Annotated in this window: 16 protein-coding genes and 1 pseudogene; 9 read left to right on the forward strand and 8 right to left on the reverse strand. The window is 40.3% G+C overall.

Translation table 11 applies throughout. From position 1 onward, the window contains the following. Positions 1-57 precede the first annotated feature (57 nt). Positions 58-771 carry a class I SAM-dependent methyltransferase gene (locus tag MWU82_RS09020; RefSeq protein WP_247096146.1) on the reverse strand — a complete coding sequence of 238 codons (714 nt, stop codon included), beginning with the start codon at positions 769-771 and terminating at the stop codon, positions 58-60. Positions 772-834: 63 nt separating this feature from the next. On the opposite strand from MWU82_RS09020, the gene MWU82_RS09025 reads away from it, so the two are divergent. Both MWU82_RS09025 and MWU82_RS09030 read left to right on the forward strand, forming a co-directional pair. Next, positions 835-1,332, forward strand: coding sequence for a YkgJ family cysteine cluster protein (locus tag MWU82_RS09025; RefSeq protein WP_247096147.1), 498 nt, complete (start codon positions 835-837; stop codon positions 1,330-1,332). 97 nt (positions 1,333-1,429) lie between these two features. Then, the gene (locus MWU82_RS09030) at positions 1,430-2,281 is read left to right on the forward strand and encodes a sterol desaturase family protein (protein WP_215945948.1); all 852 of its coding nucleotides are present in this window, start codon (positions 1,430-1,432) and stop codon (positions 2,279-2,281) included. On the opposite strand, the pseudogene MWU82_RS09035 reads toward MWU82_RS09030, so the two are convergent. After that, positions 2,272-3,542 (reverse strand): annotated as a pseudogene (locus MWU82_RS09035) (DUF1343 domain-containing protein). The gene MWU82_RS09030 and the pseudogene MWU82_RS09035 overlap by 10 nt on opposite strands. Between MWU82_RS09035 and MWU82_RS09040 the strand changes: the two are divergent. The 4 genes from MWU82_RS09040 (at position 3,523) to MWU82_RS09055 (ending at position 7,509) form a co-directional block, all read left to right on the forward strand. Then, positions 3,523-4,764, forward strand: a complete 1,242-nt coding sequence (locus MWU82_RS09040; protein WP_215945946.1) for an FtsX-like permease family protein — start codon at positions 3,523-3,525, stop codon at positions 4,762-4,764. The pseudogene MWU82_RS09035 and the gene MWU82_RS09040 overlap by 20 nt on opposite strands. A gap of 72 nt (positions 4,765-4,836) precedes the next feature. Then, a complete protein-coding gene (locus MWU82_RS09045; protein ID WP_247096148.1) occupies positions 4,837-5,616 on the forward strand; it encodes an aldose 1-epimerase in 780 nt (259 codons plus the stop codon). A gap of 10 nt (positions 5,617-5,626) precedes the next feature. Beyond that, positions 5,627-6,259 (forward strand): Crp/Fnr family transcriptional regulator, encoded by a 633-nt coding sequence (locus tag MWU82_RS09050; protein ID WP_247096149.1) that lies wholly within the window; start codon positions 5,627-5,629, stop codon positions 6,257-6,259. Positions 6,260-6,330: 71 nt separating this feature from the next. Further along, positions 6,331-7,509, forward strand: coding sequence for a cytochrome-c peroxidase (locus MWU82_RS09055; RefSeq protein WP_247096150.1), 1,179 nt, complete (start codon positions 6,331-6,333; stop codon positions 7,507-7,509). Between the two features lie 18 nt (positions 7,510-7,527). Here MWU82_RS09055 and MWU82_RS09060 read toward each other — a convergent pair whose 3' ends face one another. Beyond that, a complete protein-coding gene (locus MWU82_RS09060) occupies positions 7,528-8,406 on the reverse strand; it encodes a DUF1080 domain-containing protein (RefSeq protein WP_247096151.1) in 879 nt (292 codons plus the stop codon). 147 nt (positions 8,407-8,553) lie between these two features. On the opposite strand from MWU82_RS09060, the gene sulP reads away from it, so the two are divergent. From sulP to MWU82_RS24250, 3 genes are all read left to right on the forward strand, one after another. Continuing rightward, the gene (gene sulP, locus MWU82_RS09065; protein ID WP_247096152.1) at positions 8,554-10,278 is read left to right on the forward strand and encodes a sulfate permease; all 1,725 of its coding nucleotides are present in this window, start codon (positions 8,554-8,556) and stop codon (positions 10,276-10,278) included. A 208-nt stretch (positions 10,279-10,486) separates the two neighbouring features. Next, positions 10,487-11,896, forward strand: coding sequence for an MBL fold metallo-hydrolase (locus MWU82_RS09070; RefSeq protein WP_247096153.1), 1,410 nt, complete (start codon positions 10,487-10,489; stop codon positions 11,894-11,896). A 71-nt stretch (positions 11,897-11,967) separates the two neighbouring features. Then, the gene (locus tag MWU82_RS24250) at positions 11,968-12,096 is read left to right on the forward strand and encodes a hypothetical protein (RefSeq protein ID WP_262482703.1); all 129 of its coding nucleotides are present in this window, start codon (positions 11,968-11,970) and stop codon (positions 12,094-12,096) included. Between the two features lie 40 nt (positions 12,097-12,136). Here MWU82_RS24250 and MWU82_RS09075 read toward each other — a convergent pair whose 3' ends face one another. From MWU82_RS09075 to MWU82_RS09095, 5 genes are all read right to left on the reverse strand, one after another. Beyond that, complete coding sequence (locus tag MWU82_RS09075; RefSeq protein ID WP_247096154.1) at positions 12,137-13,516, reverse strand: exonuclease domain-containing protein; 1,380 nt, start codon at positions 13,514-13,516, stop codon at positions 12,137-12,139. Positions 13,517-13,619: 103 nt separating this feature from the next. After that, a complete protein-coding gene (locus tag MWU82_RS09080) occupies positions 13,620-15,185 on the reverse strand; it encodes a hypothetical protein (protein WP_247096155.1) in 1,566 nt (521 codons plus the stop codon). 11 nt (positions 15,186-15,196) lie between these two features. Continuing rightward, the gene (locus MWU82_RS09085) at positions 15,197-16,597 is read right to left on the reverse strand and encodes a neutral/alkaline non-lysosomal ceramidase N-terminal domain-containing protein (protein ID WP_247096156.1); all 1,401 of its coding nucleotides are present in this window, start codon (positions 16,595-16,597) and stop codon (positions 15,197-15,199) included. An 8-nt stretch (positions 16,598-16,605) separates the two neighbouring features. Next, positions 16,606-17,685 carry a sialidase family protein gene (locus MWU82_RS09090; protein WP_247096157.1) on the reverse strand — a complete coding sequence of 360 codons (1,080 nt, stop codon included), beginning with the start codon at positions 17,683-17,685 and terminating at the stop codon, positions 16,606-16,608. Next, complete coding sequence (locus MWU82_RS09095) at positions 17,682-20,048, reverse strand: GH92 family glycosyl hydrolase (protein ID WP_247096158.1); 2,367 nt, start codon at positions 20,046-20,048, stop codon at positions 17,682-17,684. Before MWU82_RS09095 ends, MWU82_RS09090 begins: the two co-directional genes overlap by 4 nt. Positions 20,049-20,052 lie beyond the last annotated feature (4 nt).

The following is a 20,052-nucleotide window of genomic DNA, read 5'->3' on the forward strand; positions in this document are numbered from 1 at the left end:
TGTCAGTTTTTATTAAAGGACAGTCTCTTTTTAGATAACGACAAATATTACGTGGTATTACCCTATTACGGTAAGTTTGGCTAAATAGTCGTAATGTTTTCCTTTGCTTACAAGCTCACAAGCTAAGTTATTTGCATTTGCCGCACGTTGCAAAGTGTTATAATCCAAATATAGCCAATCCAAGGGCTCGCTTTTCTCGCCTTGATATTCCATTTCAAAGGTGACTTCCCCGTAGTAATTTTGGTCATCTGGAATCCAATAACCCCCATCCTCATCTTCATCGTACATATAAATAATATCGCTCGAATCCAGGAGTATCTGGCCCTTAGGTTTTAAGAGCGATTTTAAGTGTGTAAAGAACAGGTCTATGTTCTTTAATTTCCCAACTATCCCAATCCCGTTCATGAGCATCAAAAGGGTATCGTATTTTTGAAGTTCAAAATCCTGTATACCTTGTAATACAGTATGTTCTATGCCCCTTAGTTTACAGGTTTCAATGGCTCCAGGAGATTGGTCCAGGGCTGTAACCGTTAGGCCCTTTTTTTGTAAATAGAGGCTGTGGCTGCCTGCTCCACAGCCAATATCCAGGATATTGCCCTTGCAGAGCTTTAAGGCTTTTTGTTCCAGGTAGGGCATTTTTTTAAAGTCCCTAAATAGGTAGGGGATGGGTATTATATCCTCCTCATCCAATGACGAATAGGTCTTGATGTCTTCAGAATAATTACCGGATTGGTAATCCAAAAGCGCCTTGCCCAGAATGTCCTTAGCCATTTAAATTTGTTATTTACATGCAAATGTGGGACTTTTAACCAACTTTTAAAAGTTTATTCCATAATGGATGAGGTAATAAAGCAACTTCCCAAGCTGGCACAGGAAAAACATAGTGAGAATAAGAAATTCTTTGGTAAACTTCGGAAAAAACCACCAAAGGATTTGGACTATATCATGCAGGACCTGCACGAGGCGGAGTTTAGGAAAACCGATTGTTTAAAATGTGCCAATTGTTGCAAGACTACAGGTCCCCTGTTTACCAATACCGATATAGAGCGTATAGCCAAACATTTTCGAATGAAGCCCCAGAAATTTATCGATCAATTTTTGAGGATGGACGAGGATAATGATTATGTGCTACAAAGTGTTCCCTGTACTTTTTTAGGAGCAGATAATTACTGTTCCATTTATGAGGTTAGGCCCAAGGCTTGCCGTGAATTTCCGCATACTGACAGGAAAAAATTTCAGCAAATAAGTAATCTTACCTTAAAGAATGTAGCTATTTGTCCGGCGGCGTATAATATAGTGGAAGAAATGAAGAAAATAATTAAGTTAAAGTAGCTAAATTCAAAAATAGGCCCTGATTTCCAATAGGTAACTAACAAATTACTTTTTGTCCGGTAATTATATAACTACAACTATTTTGTAAATTTAGACTATGGAAGCCATTTACAATTATTTTGAAACTATCCCTCCCGCACACCGAAGTATCATATTGGTTTCTGGGATTGCCTTTTTTTGGATATTGGAGTATGTTATTCCCCTATTCCAGTTAAAGTATAGTAAGCTGAGACATGCTGGCATCAATATTTTTTTTACCCTGACTACTATCCTTGTAAATTTTCCATTGGCCTTTTTATTGCTGAAAACCAGTGATTGGGCCATAGCAAATAATTTTGGGGTGTTACAATGGTTGCCTGTTATGCCATTATGGCTAAAGGTGGTGTTGGGTGTAATGATGCTGGACTTTCTTAGTGCCTGGTTGGCCCATTGGGTAGAGCATAAGGTAAAGGTGCTTTGGGGCTTTCATTTAATTCATCATACAGATCATGAAGTAGATACTACGACTGCCAACCGGCACCATCCGGGAGAAAGCGTGGTACGTTTTGTGTTTACTTGTTTCGGCACTTTTGTGGTAGGGGCACCGGTTGCCATCATTATGATATATCAGGCCCTTTCGGTTGTTTTGTCACAATTTAACCATGCCAATATTTCACTGCCCAAAAAGGTGGATGAGGTGTTGAGTTGGGTCATTGTTTCTCCAGATATGCACAAAGTACACCACCATTATAAATTACCCTATACGGACAGTAATTATGGCAATATATTCTCCATTTGGGATAGACTTCTTGGAACCTTTATGAAATTGCCAAATAGTGAAATTGTTTATGGCGTGGATACCTACCCCAATGAAAAGGAAAATTCTGATATAGGGGCTTTATTGAAAATTCCGTTTAAACCGTATAAATCCCCGGAAAAAATGGATGTAAAATCCACTGGTCAATTGTAAATTAGATATTTGGCCCTTATTTTCTGGAATTGATCAATATCTTCTTGCCAGGTTTTCTTTATTTCCTCCTGGGAAAGTCCGGCTTCAATCTGTCTTTGTAAGTCTTTAGTACCGGCATGCTTGGTAAAGCCACTTGTGTTAAAAAACAAGCTCTTGTCCTTGGTGTTTTTGTATGCATCCAATATATAATCCAAATTCACAGTATTCATTTTAGGGGTCTCCGATAGGTCCTTGCCATAACATATTTTGCCATTCTGTTTTGGGTCTTTGGATCCAAAATTCGGAGCAGGGGTATATTTGAAATTGTATTTGGTACTGTCCATAAAGGAGGCGCCGTAACGTTGAAACTGAAACTCCGTTCCACGACCTGCATTTATATTGGTCCCTTCAAATAATCCCAAACTGGGGTAGAGATAAATAGAGGTGTTGTTGGGAAGGTTGGGGGAGGGCCTAATGGGCAATATATAATCTTTATGATGATTGTAATTTTCCATCGGGATTACGGTCAGGTCCGCTACAACTTTGTTTTCCAACCATCCTTCTTTGTTGATCATATTGGCATACTCCCCAATGGTCAGGCCATATACCAAGGGAATATTGGTCATTCCCAAAAAGCCTCTGTGTTCGGTTTCCATGGTAGGACCATCCACGTAATGCCCGTTTGGGTTAGGCCTGTCCAATACAATTATGGGAATATTGTTTTCTGCACAAGCCTCCATAACCAATTGCATGGTAGCAATATAGGTATAGAAACGTACCCCTACATCCTGTATGTCGAACAGTATAACATCAATATGCTGCAATTGTTCTTTGGAAGGCTTTCGGTTTTTTCCATATAGCGAAATTATGGGAAGTCCGGTTTTTTCGTCCTTTCCGTCGCTTACCTTTTCCCCGGCATCGGCTTCTCCCCGAAACCCGTGTTCGGGAGCAAATACTTGTTGGATATCTATACTATGCGCCAATAGGGAATCCACAATATGGGTGTAGGTTAGAGGTTGGGTGCCCTTGAAGATAACACTGGTCTGATTGGCCACAATTCCAACTCTTTTTCCTTTTAACAATGGTAAATAAGTTCCAGTTCTGTTGGCTGCAATGATTATAGGCAGGTCAGTAGCAAGGGTATCCTGTTCAACTACGGAATTAAGCTCCTTATTGTGCGTTTTGGTGTGGTTTCCGCAAGAAGAAAGTGTAAAAAACAATAATAAAACTGTATTTTTGAAAATGGAAAAAACTGCCATAAATTGAATTTAGAATTTTTTATTGCCAAACGCCTTGTTACAGGTAAAGAGCATAAAATTAGTATATCTGCACCAATAATAAAAATAGCTATTGCAGCAATTGCATTGGGGGTGATAATGATGTTGGTGGCTATTTCTACGGGGGTTGGTCTAAAACATAAAATACGGGAAAAGATAGCAGCCTTTAACGGCCACATCCAGATATATAACTACGACAACAACACCTCTGATGTGTCCATGGTGCCTGTTTCCCTTGATCAGGAGTTTTATCCGGAATTTAAATCTGTCAGCGGTATACAACATATTCAGGGAGTAGCTACCAAGGCCGGAATAATTAGAACCGAAGAGACTTTTGAAGGTATTTTGGCCAAAGGTGTTGGGGCAGATTATAATTGGGATGTTTTTAAAGAGTTTTTGGTGGATGGCGCCCTGCCCAATTTTGAGGGGGAAATTAATAGTGAAACATTGATATCCCAGGTTTTATCCAAACGTTTAAATTTGAAAACCGGGGATTCCTTCGTTGCCATTTTCTTTAAGGAGGACGATGCATCCAAAATGCCCAATCAAAGGAAATTTACCGTAACAGGTATTTACGACAGTGGTTTTGAAGAGCTGGATGGCTCCTATATTTTTATAGATCTGCGCCATATTCAACATATGAATAAATGGGCCGATAATGAAGTGGGGAATTTTGAGATTTTTGTTGATGATTTTGATGAAATGGACAATAAGGCCAAGGAAATTTATGGGAAGACCTTGTCCAATCTCGATACGCAGACCATAAAGGACAAGTATTACAGGATTTTCGAATGGCTTGGTCTTTTCGATTTTAATATAGCCTTGATCATTGGTATAATGGTTATCGTTGGAGGTATCAATATGATAACCGCCCTGCTCGTTTTAATATTGGAGCGGACCCAAATGATTGGTATCTTAAAGGCCCTGGGGTCGTCCAATTGGAGTATACGGAAGATATTTTTATATAATGCCACCTATTTAATAGGTGTAGGACTCTTGTTGGGCAATATCATAGGTTTGGGCATTATAGGATTACAGTACAAATTCCGTATGTTCAAATTTCCCAACCCCAAGGAGTATTATATAGATTATATTCCTGTACACCTTGATGTGATGACGGTAGTGTTGCTCAATATTGGTGTTTTAATTTTATGTTTGTTGATGTTGCTACTGCCATCCTATATAATAACTAAAATTTCTCCGGTAAAGGCCATACAGTTCGAATAGAATTTTGTAATTTTTTTTTAAGTCTTGAATCAATAACAAAGTGATAACTTCCCTCCTAAAAAGTAAAAGTAGATGGTGAAACTAAAACTACATGATCAAATAGTGAAAATAGATAAAGGGGAATTGGTAGGCTACACCCTTGCCGGCCACGAGTTTATTCACCAAAAAGGTAGCCCAGGATGGCGAAACTCGGATACAGAAATGTTTCCCATAATAGGACCGACCAATAAGGCAAATTTTAGGGTCACGACCCCCAAGGGTGTGGCTGTGCAGGATCAACACGGTTTATTGAGGGAAATGGCCTACCAGATTGTTTCCCAAACAGATACCAAAGCTGTCTTTAGGAAACAGTATGTTTCCGGTACCCCAATTAAGAACTCTAAATATCCCTCCAAATCTACCGAGGAATATTTGTCATGGCCCTATAATTTCGAATTTACAAAGTCCTTTCAGGTTTTAGAAAACGGAATAAAAATTCAATTCAATATAACCGGTGAAGAAGGAATGCCCTTTATGTTGGGATATCATCCTGCATTTAAACTATATTCGGAAAATGTTTCCATAAGAACCTCTGATGGTACCATTGCCCTACAAGAGGTACTGGATGCGGGCAGTAGGGCCTTAGCGGTTATGGACTGTAATTCCGTTACCTTAATGGATAATGGGAAGCTTAGTATAAAAACGGAAGGTTTTGGGAATTTTATGTTGTGGACAGAGGTACCCAATATGCTGTGTATAGAACCAATTTCCTTTTATCCCTATGCGGTAAACCAGGAGGATTTACATAATGGATTTCAGGCTGTAAATACGTCTGAAAAGATTTTTTCCGTAATTATTCAACCTAACATTTGATACAATAAGAATGACAGAAGCATTACAATTACATTATGGTTATCTTTTTGAACCAGAGTTATTAGAGGAAATCAGGACGGTAGGTAGCTATAAAAAAGTTAGTCAAGGCCAAACTTTAATGGAAATCGGTGATAATATTAAGTCCATGCCTTTATTGCTAAGTGGAGCTATTAAGGTATTAAGGGAAGATGATGATGGCAATGAACTGTTGTTGTATTTCGTTGAAAAAGGGGATACTTGCGCTATGACTTTTTCCTGTTGTATGGGCAATAAAACAAGTGGCATTAGGGCTGTGGCCGAAACGGATACCGAATTATTGATGATCCCGGTGAGTTACCTGGAGACATGGATGGGGAAATACAAATCATGGCAGAGGTTTATATTGGACAGTTATAATGCCCGTATGATGGAACTTATGGAGACCATAGATACGCTAGCTTTTCTAAGAATGGATGAGCGGTTATTGAAACACTTGCAGGATAAGGCCAAAGTAACCCATGATGATGTATTGTACGCTACCCATCAAGAAATAGCCTACGACCTTCACACTTCAAGGGTGGTAGTATCCCGGCTATTGAAAAAAATGGAAAATGAAGGTAAGATAGAGCTTTATCGAAATCAAATAAAGGTGTTGGATCTATAGTTTTTTTTGTGTTTAGTACTTGTTATTGAGAAGTTTAAGTGTTAAACTTGTCTTGGTAAAAGTAAGGATTTATGAAGATCGGTTTTAGTAAGTATATCATAGCACTGTCCGTAATAATAGCGGGCTGTGGCAATCCTACCAAGAAAGGGGAGATAGATATACCCCGGCCCAAGGAGATTGCCAAGGTTGCCGCCCTGCCTAAGATTATAAAAACGCCGATAGGAAATCCAAATTCCAAAGAGAAGGAACTTTTGGGGAAACTTCTATTCTATGACCCCATTCTTTCGGGCGGTAAGGATATTGCCTGTGCCAGTTGTCATCATCCAGCTACCGGATATGCCGAGTTCCTGGATTTATCCATTGGTGCAAATGGTCAGGGGTTGGGAAGTAAAAGGGCATTTAAGGAACCCAACGAAATTCCCCAAATGAAGCGCAATTCCCCCACAATTTTGAACACGGCATATAATGGAATACACGGGAAGGATGATTATGATCCTGAAAATGCTCCCATGTTTTGGGACGACCGTGTAAAAAGTTTGGAAAAACAGGCATTGGAGCCCATTAAGACCTTGGAGGAAATGAAGGGTGTCCATTTTTTACAGTCTCAAATTTTGACTGAAGTGGCAGCAAGACTAGAATCCATTCCTGAATACAAAAATCTTTTTGCGGAGGCTTTCGGAGAAGATGCACCAATAGACAGTATTCATATTGGAATGGCCATTGCCTCTTTTGAAAGAACCCTAGTTGCTAATAATTCCCGTTTTGATCAATATATGGCAGGAGATGTAAACGCCATATCCCACTCAGAAAAAGAAGGCTTGGAACTGTTTAAATCGGTAGGTTGTATCAATTGCCATAACGGGCCCATGTTTTCCGATTATAAGTTGCACGTACTGGGAGTACCCGAAAACAAGAAGGTTCCAGAACCTGATAGTGGATTCCAGGAAAGTTTCGCGTTTAGGACCGCTTCCCTTAGGAATCTGCGTTTTACTGCGCCCTATATGCACAATGGTGCCTTTCAAAATTTAAAACAGGTGCTGGAATTCTATGAGGATATTTCTTTTGGGAAAACACGGAATCCGTCGGTATCCAAGGAAATGTTCGATCCGTTTGTAAAGGAGCTTCAACTCAGTGTTAAGGATATGTCCTTGATTATTTCTTTTTTAAATACCCTTAACGATGAAAATTTTGACAAGGAAATCCCCGAAAAGGTCCCTAGTGGATTGCCTGTGGGCGGAAATATTCAATAGTTGGTTGTTACGCGGTAATTAGTTGTATTTACAATCCTCCGGATCGGATTTTATGTAATATTTACGATAATTGGACGCTTTGGGATCCATACAGCCCTTGAGGTTTTTTAATTCTACTTTTCTAAAGTCTATGGGCTGTCCCTCCGCCTGTAAGGCTATAAAACCTTCCTTTAATAATTTACCGTCGATCTTCATGGCCGGATCATATCTGTTGGCAACACCGCCTCCTATTTGTGGTTTTGTGTATTGCAGTACCTCCTCCCCATTTACAATATGGGTCACAATGGAATCTCCCAAAACAATGGCCTCGGCGCGTACCCATTGATCTCCGAAATAGGTCTTGGAAGTGGAATTGATACAGTGTCTCGGGTCAATTTTACCTTCGTATACCACATCGGTTCCCGGGGAACACATGTTTCCGGTGGGCCGTGATTTTCCTTCTTCCAATCCGGCCAAAAACTGCATTTCTACAGAAATGGGCCAATCTTGCTCCTTGGGCATGGTCCTAGGATCTTGGGAATGGAACATTACCCCACTATTTTTTATGGTGTAACTTGGGGCTCCTGGGTGCAATTCCCCTACAAAACGATACTCTACCACTAAATGATAATAGGAGTAGGGGGTGTTGTAATATAGGTGGCCATACCGTTCATTAAAATCGCCCTCATATTTGTCATAGCGTACTTTTATGATACTATCTTCTACCCTAAAGGTGTCGCCATAATTGTCCCCAACTTCATAATGGTGAATTTTGGTGGTCCAATCGTTTATGTCCTTACCATTGAACATGGAAATCCAACCGTCATTTTTTTCTTCTGAAACAGATTTTACTGTGCTGCACTGGCAAAGAATTAAAGCTGCTATAAGACAACTTATGATCGAAGCGATCTTTTGCATATTTTAAGGATTTATTTGAATTGAGAGCACAAGATAAAATATTTAATGTTTATTAGTACCAACTTCAATTGAAGTAATGTGTGTAAAGGCTAAAATTCTGTAACCTTCGTTACAGAGGAATAAGGTATTTAATACTAAATTTGGTGAATGAGGAGATTTTTACCTTTCTTGGATTGGCTTCCAAAATATAACAAAAACCTTTTTGGAAAAGATTTGGTGGCGGGGATAACTGTGGGTATAATTTTAATTCCCCAGGGTATGGCCTACGCTATGATTGCCGGACTACCTCCGGTTTATGGTTTATATGCCTCCTTGTTCCCCATTTTGACCTATGCCTTTTTGGGTACTTCCAGGCAAATTGCCGTAGGGCCCGTGGCCATGGATTCGCTTTTGGTGGCTGCTGGATTGGGGACCCTGGCCATATCAGGAGTGCAAAACTATATTCTAATGGCATTGTTCCTGTCTTTTATGGTAGGGGCATTTCAGTTGATATTTGGTTTTTTACGTATGGGCTTTCTGGTAAATTTTATGTCAAGACCTGTAATTAGTGGATTTACCTCTGCCGCGGCCGTAATCATTATTTTTAGTCAATTAAAACACTTGTTGGGAGCGGATATCATTAACAGCAATAAATTTCACGAACTGGTTATTAATGCATTTCGGCACTTATCGGAAACCAATATTTATGATTTTTCGATTGGGATAATAGGAATTCTGATCATTGTATCATTTAAAAAATGGTTTGAAAGATTTCCGGCCATATTATTGGTTGTTGTGCTAAGTACCTTGGTGGTTTACTTTTTTAATATGGAAGCCTTTGATGTCCAAGTCGTAGGAGAAGTGCCTGTAGGCCTGCCATCTTTTAAAATTCATAGTTTTAGCATGGAAAAAATTAGCCAAATATGGCCTATTGCCTTAACATTGGCATTGGTCGGATATTTGGAGGCTATTTCCATTGGCAGGGCATTTGAAGAAAAAGACAAAGTAGAGACCATAGACCCCAACCAAGAGTTGATAGCATTGGGAGCTTCAAATATGGTAGGTTCATTTTTTCAGTCCTATTCGGTTACCGCAAGTTTTTCCCGTTCGGCAATAAATTACGAATCGGGTGCCAGGACTACAGTAGCCTCGGTGATAAGTGTTGTCATGGTAGCTCTGACACTATTATTTCTTACACCATTGTTTTATTATTTGCCAAAGGCGGCACTGGCCTCCATTATTATGGTTTCTGTTTTTGGATTAATAGATCTTTCCTATCCCAAAAAATTATGGAACCAAAGTAAGGATGAGTTTCTGGTTCTATTGATAACTTTTTTAATTACCCTGGCCGTTGGCATTGTAGAGGGAATTTTGATAGGGGTGTTATTATCCCTGCTTCTGATGGTATACAGGACTTCCAAACCTCATTTTGCAGTTTTGGGAAATATAAAGGGGTCCGATTATTATAAAAATATTAGTCGTTTTGGTGATGAGGCCGAAGTTCGTCCGGACCTGTTGATCGTAAGGTTCGATTCCCAACTTTATTTTGGAAATTCCGGCTATTTTAAAAGTGAACTTTTCAAGTTTATAAATGTCAAAGGCCGTTCTTTGAAAGCCGTGATTTTAAATGCTGAAGCCATTAATTATATAGATGCTAGCGCATCGGCCATGTTGATCAATGTTATTGAGGAAATCCACAACCGGAACATCGAGTTTTATATCGCCGGCGCTACGGGACCCATTCGAGACATAATATTTAGGAGCGGTATTATCAACTGTCTACATAAAGAATATCTTTTTGTCAAGATAAAGGAAGCTGTAGCTTACCATGATGATCCCAATACCATTCCCTTGCTTAGGGAGAGGGTGGCCCATCAGAATCAAAGTAACTAATGTTGCATTCGGGGAGGTCTATATTATTTACCTTTGTAAAGGTGATTTTTAGTTTAAAAATATTTTGATTAATTTTTAATCACCCCATAATAAAAATAAGAGTATTAAATGAGCCATAACAGTTTTTGGTACCTAAGGAAATATTTTAAGGTGAATTGCTCCAGATAGTTATCGGGATGGCTTATTAAAAATCAATAAATTTATACAGATGAAAATAGAACAGATTTATACAGGATGTTTAGCACAGGGTGCGTATTATATAGAAAGTAATGGAGAAGTTGCCATTATTGACCCCTTACGTGAGGTTGAACCATATATAAAGCGGGCCAAAGCGGATAAAGCTACTATTAAATATATTTTTGAAACGCATTTTCACGCTGATTTTGTCAGTGGGCATATTACCCTGTCCAAAGAAACAGGTGCCCCTATAGTGTATGGTCCCACGGCCAATCCTTCTTTTGACGCCATAATAGCCAAAGATGGTCAGGAATTTAAGCTTGGGAATATCACTATCAAGGCATTGCATACCCCTGGGCATACCATGGAAAGTACCACTTATTTGTTAAGGGATGAAAAGGGTAAGGATTATGCTATATTTTCTGGGGATACCCTATTTTTAGGTGATGTAGGTAGGCCAGATTTGGCTCAGAAGGCGGCCAATATGACCCAAGAGGATTTGGCCAGGCTATTGTTTCACAGCCTTAGAAACAAAATTATGCCTTTGGCAGATGATGTGGTGGTTTATCCCGCACATGGTGCTGGTTCGGCCTGTGGAAAGAATATGATGAAGGAAACCGTGGATACCTTGGGCAATCAAAAGAAAATGAATTACGCCCTACGTGCCAATATGACCAAGGAAGAATTTGTTAAGGAGGTTACGGAAGGATTATTACCACCTCCAAAATACTTTCCGCTCAACGTAAAGATGAACAAAGAGGGTTATGAGGATATAGGGGAAGTATTGGAAAGGGGTACTACCGCCTTGTCACCCGATGCATTTGAAGAAGCTGCCAATGCTACGGACGCGGTAATTTTGGATGTAAGGCATCAGGACGAATTTGTAAAGGGATTTGTTCCGAGATCTATATTTATAGGGTTGGATGGCAGTTTTGCCCCATGGGTAGGGGCTCTTATTGCCGATACCAAGCAGTCTATCTTACTCGTGGCCCCGGAAGGTAGGGAGGAAGAAGCAATTATAAGATTATCCAGGGTTGGCTTTGATGCCACGATAGGTTATTTAAAGGGAAGCTTCAAGGCTTGGAAAAATTCAGGAAAGGAATATGATACCATTACTTCCATTTCCGCCAAGGACTTGAAAGATACTCTCGATAATAAAGAAGTTCCTGTTTTTGATGTTAGGAAAGAATCGGAATATCTTTCCGAGCATATGGAAAATGCAAACAACACTCCTTTGGATTTTTTAAATGACCATATGGCCGAATTTCCCAAGGAGGATACTTTTTACGTGCATTGTGCAGGAGGATATAGGTCGGTTATAGCGGCATCCATTTTAAAAAGTAGGGGCATACATAACCTAGTGGATATAGGTGGAGGCTTTGATCAAATAAAAGATTCTGGCTATAAGGTAACCGATTATGTTTGTCCAACTACGCTTTAAAAGTGACATTTATCATATTTTATAGTGCTGTATGTATATATTTTAGCCTACTGAATCCAAAATAAGTACCTATGATTTTACAATACTTACCTTTAGTAAATTGGAGCAACGGAATTATAATGATTTCTGTTTTTGGCGCTGTTTGTGTCGGTCTGGTTACCGCCGTATTGATGTTGATGAACAGTGGTAAGAAAAAATAGGCTGGGTATTTCACTTGTGTGAAAAATCCAGCCCATTTCTTCAAATAGAAAGAGGGGTAAAAGAAATGGCCCTGTTCGGGTATTTTCTTAAATACCATGACAGGATCCGTTTGGTATCCATATTTTCTTTTTGGAGTTCCAAAAAATTTTCCAAGGCCTCAATATTATCTATCTGCTCGTGTCGTGGCAGGAATCCATAGCCCTTGTATTTGTTGTTGAGAACCAACACAAAGGCTTCTTCTTTTGCGTGTCTACCTTTTTCCTTGATTACTAAATTTTGGTTTTTGTCCATCAATGCCTCAATGGCGCTTTTTACTTTGTCATTATAGTCCATGGGCGATTCCGTTCCCCTGCATATTCCTTTGCAATTGGTAATACTGTAATGGGAGCAGCTGCTAATGTTTTCCTGTAAATGACAGAATTTAGGACATAAACCGTAGTTCTTGCATAATTCCTCCAAAAATAGCCTGCAGTCGGTTATGGTATTAAAAGTGGATATGGGGTTGGGTGTCAATTTTAATTTGTTGTATGCCAAGTGTTGTATTCCGTTTCTATCTTCATAGGAAAAAATGGCATATTCTGTAGAAGTGCGTTTCTGACTTTGATTATAAAGAGGGAAATGTTTTTTAATCGCGGCGGATTCCATTAAAAGGGCAATTAGCTCGTTCCCGGATAATTCAAAATCAATGTCGTGCGTGGCCTTGCACATTAAAATTTCTTTGTTGGCCTTGTCATAAAAATGCCCTAGTACCCGCTTTTTGATATTAACGGCTTTGCCCACATAAATTATTGTTCCCTTGGCGTCTTTAAAGTAATAAATACCAGGGGAATTGGGCAATCTTTCAAAGATTTCCTTGGATAACGATGGTGGTAATGTGGCTTCTTGCGAGCGTGCATTAAGAAAGGTTTTAAATACCTTTTCGGCCCCATCGGCCCTTAGTAGTTTTTTAAATAGAATTACCGTGGCCTGGGCATCCCCTTTCGCTCTATGGCGGTCCGTTAAAGGGATATTCAAAGAGCTGCATAATTTTCCCAAACTATAGGAGTTTAGGCCAGGGATAAGTTTTCTGGACAATCGTACCGTGCATAATTTTTTGCGGGAAAAATTAATTCCGATATTCTGAAATTCATTTTTGATGACGTTGTAGTCAAAATTTACGCTATGGGCAACAAATATAGTATCCTGCGTTATTTCCAATACCTTCGAAGCTATTTCGTCCCAAGTGGGGGCATTGCGTACCAAATTATTGTCGATTCCCGTCAATCCCGTAATAAAGTAGGGAATTTCACATTCAGGGTTTACCAGGGAAGTATATTCATCAATGATTTCATGACCGTCGAATTTGAAAATGGAGATTTCGGTAATCTTATTTCCTTTTATTCCGTTTCCGGTAGTTTCTATATCAATGACGGTGTACATGTAATAAGGTGCTGGAGGTAACAGAACCTTAAAGTTATAGGAATTTGATTAAAAAATGGGTCCCAACGGGTTAAATTTATTGAAGGGTGTTTAATTCCTTATGTTAGTCCAAATCCTTGATTACCTCTGTTAAAGCCTTATAAATGATTGGTCCTGTTTCTGGGCCCAAGGAATTTTCTTCCCCATAGGTGTCGCCTTCATCATTGTAGAGATACGGTTTTCCGGTATCCCATTCACTTTTAGGTATAATGTATCCAATTTCATCATTGGAAAGGCCTAAATAAAACTTGTACTTGTCGGGAATCAATTCCTGAAGTGGTGGTATCTCCATAGGCTGTATGTCAAACTCACGCCCTTCGGGAGCTTCTATGCCACCATATACAATTTCTGGGTATATTTCCCCAGGGATACTTAGGAATAGGGCGGGGCCTATGCGAATGGCGCCTACTTCGGTTCTGGATTTAAAATATTCCGGCATACCCATCTTGATCAGGCCAATACCACTGGCAATCTTAAATGTAGTATTGTCCAATGGTGCCAATATAGTTTTCGCCCTCAGCGAAATATTGGAATTGGTCAAGGTATCTCCTTTTTGTTTTAGGGCCGCCAAGGACATCAGTGCAATTTGATCGCCAAGCGCCTTGGTTTTTTCAAAAGTGGGTTCAAAATATTCTTCTCCGGTAAAAGGATCTTGAATGCCCAAGGAGGGATGCGGTGCCATTAGTCCGCCAATGGCTCCCGAAAAATATATGGCCACTCCACCAAGTCCTTCTTCTACCTGTTCCTCTCCGTTGTATACTCCATTTTCCATGGCTTCCCGTATATAATGTGGGAAATCCGAGCTGATCAATAAATTTTGTGACCAAAGTGTTTCAGGGTGGTTGGCCCAATTTATAAGCGTTCCCATTGTTGAATTGTTTTCGGCATCCAGGACCTGCATTAAATGTATTCCAGTGGCCTTAACAATAGGTTTTCGGGTGTCCTTAATGAGTTTGCCATCTTCACCGGAAAGGTCTTCGGCAAAAACTAATTTAGCCGGACGCAAATTGTTGGCGGCCTCTGTAATAGCTGCAACGGTTTGGGATTTTACATATTCCATCATTTCTGGATTTACTCCGGAATTGAAGATATTTTCACCCCAGATGCCCACAAGATCATTGCTCTCGTGGGTATGGGTAGAGGATAATAAGGTGTAATCTATTCCCAGTTCGGCTGGTATCCGTTTTCTGATGTCGATTACATCGCCATGTAAAAAACCAATGGCGTCCATAGAAATCATGGCTATCCTTGTATCGCCATCATCGATTACCATTACCCGGGACCAGACATCATCATGCACTCCCTGGGCAGGTTTGGCATTGCTCATCCCCGCTATCCAATACGCATCAAATTTCCCGTTGTTATTGTTGTCGTTATAGGTGTCACCTTCATCCTTGCTGTATTTGTTGTTTCCATTGGCATCGTTCCAAGTATCCACAATGGTAGGGGTAATGGGTTTTTTGGAAAATCCTGCTGTTATGGGTTGTGGGGTTTTGTTTTCTATTTTAAGATCGATGGAATAATCAGGATGGCGATCACGCCAATTGTACACTACTACGGATGCCCCTACCAACAGTAGTAAAAGGATAAATATCCCAATTATTTTCAACCACTTTTTTAAAGTTTTCATTGTTTATAGTTTTATAGCTTCGTATGCGTTAATTCATTGGCCATTTTAAAATTGAGCTCCATTAGGTAATCGCCCATACTTGGGCCGTACCATCCCATTAACCGGGCTTCATAGGTGTCAAAATAATAATATTTTTGTGGTACAATATAGCCTAGATATTGTCCATTAAAACTGCTGAGTACGGAATTGTACCCCTGAAGTTCCAGAGCATTTTTTAAATCCAAACCGTATTCCCCACTTAATTCATAAGGCAGGGCAAGCCAAATGAGGTTGTTTAGTTTAAGGCCTTGTACCTGGATAGGGTTCGATTTTGGCATAAGTTTACTTCCAAGGTAAGGGGAAAGTCGTAAGCGGTCCGATATGTAAAGAAATTGCAACTTCGGGATTTCTATTTCTGAAGATATGGCGGTCAATTCCACAATGGGGAGATATTCCATTTTGTTCAAGGCCGATCTGGCCGAATCGGCAAGGGTTTCCCCAATGTATTTCGCTTTTTCAAATTTATCTCCTATTCCTTTGTTGGAATGACTTCCTACCGTACCGGCAAAGAATAGGGCCAAATCAACGCCATTTTCTTCCAAATGGCGTTGAAAGTACCCTGGGTAATCTCCGGTATATTGTTCGTTGTCGGTACCTATTACGGTAGCATGTGCGGAAAATGCGCCAATAGTAGCCTTTTTGCCATTTTCCTGAATAAAGGACAAAAGATCTAGTTTGTCATTAAGTCGCCCAGACTCACCTATGATTCTATTTCTAACCAAATTGGGAACTTTAACATATCCTGAAGAAAATTGGGCGGGCTGTTTGTCTGCCAAGGCCTGTAAAATAAGTGCGGAAAACTTTTGACCTAGCCATTCTACTACCTCTGGTTTATATTCCCCACCAAAACTTTTGCCCACATAACCTGGCATACAATTGCCAATGCTGGAATGGGTGTGGGTAGCCCCGAAATAAAGCTGTTTCCTGGATATTTTCCCCTTTAGGTTGTCGATAACCTTATTGACAACGTCTTCCGGTATTGCCACCAGGTCGGCATTGATCAAAACAACGGTTTCACTATCTACTTCAATTGCGATTGCTTTGGCAAAAATGGAATCGTGAACACTGGTCGCAATTTTGCCGCTACCATATCCTGCCATTTTTATATTGTTGAATTCGCCTTTTGCGGGGTCGGGATTATCGTTTATGATTTTTGGGGTGATATTTGTCCTTGCGAATCCAGCAAGCAGCTCGCCTTTGGCCTCTGATTTATTTTTGACAGCCTCCTCTATATTTTCAATAGTATTCCTATAATACGCCGTTTCAAAATATGGCGTGGTATCTATAGTGCTGGTTGCAAAAAAGAAAAGAATAACCAAGAGTACTATCAGCACTCCAAAAAATTTAAGCAATACCCGTAACCATTTTCCCATTATTGTTCTTAATTAAGTTTTTGAGGATCTAAAACGATATATTTTACCGTTTTTCTGTTCCAAGTATATACAATATGAACTTTCCCATCGGGAGCTTGTATCATGGTTGGATAGGAATATTCTTCCCCTTCCTTATCCGTGTTTTTCCTTAAGGGTTCCAAGTCCAGAACGCGTTTCCATTTCTTCCCGTCATTGGACAGGGCCAAGCTCAAAGGCACGCGATCTCCCCAATTTTTACCAGTGGGATTGTAAACTAATAATTGGCGCCCATCTTTAAGACTTACCCCGTCAATGCCAGAATTTGGATTGGGCAAAGCGGTGGCTTTCATTTTGCTCCAGGTGTTTCCGTAGTCGGTAGACCAATTCTCGGCAATGACCTCATTTTCAGTTCTGCTCAAAAGCTGTAATTTTCCGTTTCCATAATTCAGGACCACGGGCTGTATAGCACCTAACTCTTTCCCGTCATTAAGGGGTTGGGTTTTGGACCAAGTCTTTCCGTTGTCAGAACTTAGCTCCAAGTGTACCTGCCAACCTGCCTCATCATCTTCTGTGCTGGATGGAGAGAGAATTTCACCACTTGCCAATTGTATGGGTTGGTTTTTAATGGGGCCTAATATACCCTCTGGTAGATTTACCGGCTTGGACCAGGTTTTTCCATCATCATTGGATGTCATGTATAGTCCCCACCATTCGGTAGGACTTGGTCCTACCTTGTAAAATAAAAATAGTGGTTGATCTTTTGGTTTAAATAATACCGGGTTCCAACATGGGTATCTACTGCCATCTTCCTGCACGCCATTCACTACTTCTATTGGGGTAGACCAAGAACTACCAGTCTTTCGGGATACCCAAATGCCAACATCATCATTTTTTTCTTTGGTACCACCAAACCAAGAGGCTATTACGGTCCCATTGCTTACTTCTACTGTGGAGGCATGGCATTCCGGGGTAAGCGCGTCTTCCAATTCATAAATAAATTCTTGTTCCACAATGGCAGGATGGTCCAATGGAACTACGTCCGGTAATTTTTCCATTTTTCCTTTACACGATACGACTAACAAGGTACACAATAAAAATAAAAGTCTCATAAGGTAGATTTAGATGATTGTTGATTAATTAAAAAGTGTGGCTCTTTGGCCATGACAAAAGTTAGTTGGCCCCCATTGGCAATTTCTTCGTGCCTTATCCAGGTGCGGTCCAAGGGCCGACTGTTTAGCAGTACTTTTTTTACATAGATATTATTGGGGTCATAGTTTTCCGTGTTAATGGTCAATTGATTTACGCCCATTTGGAGAACAGCATTCTTAAATAATGGAGCGCCCAATTGATAAATGTCCGTTCCGGCAATAGGATAAAAACCAAGGGAACTAAAAATATACCAGGCGGATAAGGTACCGGCATCATCATTGCCGTCTATGCCCACATAGGAATTATCGTATTTATTGTCCAGGATCCAACGAACCCATTTTTGGGTCAAGTCGGGCCTATCCACGGCATTGAAAAGATAGGCCGCATGGATGTCCGGTTCATTTCCATGCCAGTAGTAGGAGCCTGGGGTCCAGGTAGCCTTTTTTGGATCGGCTTTGGCGAAAAAGTTGTTCAGTTCACTCACAAAATAATCTTTGTCCTTAAAAAGGGATACCAAACCTTTTGTATCATAGGGTACGGCCCACCGCCATTGCAGGGCACTTCCCTCGGTATAATCTTTGGTATACTCATCGTCCCAATCCGTATAAGTAAGTTGCAAGGGCTTAAATTTTTCCACAAATCGTCCATCCTTATGTCTGGGTTGAAAATATTGAGTGTCGGGATTCCATACATTTTTATAAAATTTGGAATGACTTTCAAAAAGAGCTTGGTCTTCAAGGAGTTGTAGTTCTTTGGCCAAAAGACTTATAGAATGGTCGGCCCAGGCATATTCCAAGGTCTTGCTTACGGCTTCATCCCCAAATTCCGTAGGGCAATAGCCGTAGGTAATGTATCCGTCTATCTCTTCCCGGCCAGCAGCGGAACTGTCTTTCGGAATGGGTTCCAGGGCCACTTGTCTCATTTTTTTATAAGCAAGGTGCACATCAAAATTACGTATGCCCTTTAGGTAAGATTCTGCAATGACCATGTCTGCAGGGGAACCCAGCATGGAGTTGCTATATCCGTATCCCGAGGGCCAACGGGGCAGGCTGCCTCCTTGTTTGGACATTTCCACTAAGGAGACCAACATGTCCCTTTGCTCATCCTTGGCTATTAGATTGAATAATGGATGGACGGTGCGGAAAGTGTCCCATAAGGATAAATCCGTGTAGTAGTTGAAATCGGTAGTTTGGTGTATTTTTTTGTCAAATCCTTTATATTCCCCATTTACATCATTAAAGATGGTAGGCATTTGAAAACTGCGATATAAGGCACTGTAAAAGACTTTTTTTTCCTCCAAGGAGCCGCCTTCGATCTTAATTAAAGCCAGTTTTCTTTCCCATTTGTCCTTGGCCATTTGGAGTATTTCGGCAAAATTAAGATGGCCCGCTTCTGTCTCCAGGTTTAAACGGGCATTTTCAATACTTACATGCGAAATACCAACTTTGGCATTAATACTTTCCTGGGCAAATCCGAGATAAATTTTTAGACTATCACTTTTTTTACTAAGCCCTTTTTTGTGCAATGTTTGTCCATCCCAGATGCCATAGTCGGAAAATGGTTGGTCAAATTTAGCCACGAAGTATACCTGCACTCCCCCGAACCTACTTGCAAAGCTTCCAAATGTCCTAACCGAACCTTCAATTTCATTTTTCTTGGGAAGTATGTTGACAAATCCTTCCTTTGCTCGATGGTTTCCAGTGGTATTGGTAATGTGGACAAGCAAATTCCTGTTGCCTTCTTTTGGAAAGGTATATTGGTGATGGCCACTACGTTCTGTTGCCGTAAGCTCGGCAACAATGCCCTCTTTTTTTAATGCTACACGGTAATAACCCGGAAAAGCGATTTCATCGTTATGGGAAAATTTATGTGCATAATCCAATTGGAAATCAATTTTATCACTGGCGGTAGTTGTTGGTGTAAATAGAAAATGTCCTCCATCGGTAGCACCGGTCCCGGCCAAACGGGTATGGCTAAAGCCAAGTATTTTGTTGTCCCCATAGTAATATCCTGAAGTACTAAAATCTTTGGTGTTATTATAGAAAGACATGGTTTCGGGACTTAGGCGTACCATACCGAAAGGAACAGTGGCGCCCGGAAAGTTAAATCCACATACCCAATAGGGGAAGCCTCCGGTACCAATAAAGGTATTTACATATTTACCTAATTCTCCCGGGCTTGAGTTTTCTGTTTGGTTCTTTGGAGTTGCCTTTACAATACCGTTGTACTTATAGCGAGCAATAAAAATAGCAATAAGCACTAGGCATATTGCCATTCCAATGGCAATGACAGTGATTTTCGCTATTTTTTTAAGCAACTTCATAGGT

The sequence above is a fragment of the Arenibacter sp. S6351L genome (assembly GCF_023016025.1).
GTDB classification, from domain to species: Bacteria; Bacteroidota; Bacteroidia; order Flavobacteriales; family Flavobacteriaceae; genus Arenibacter; species Arenibacter algicola_B.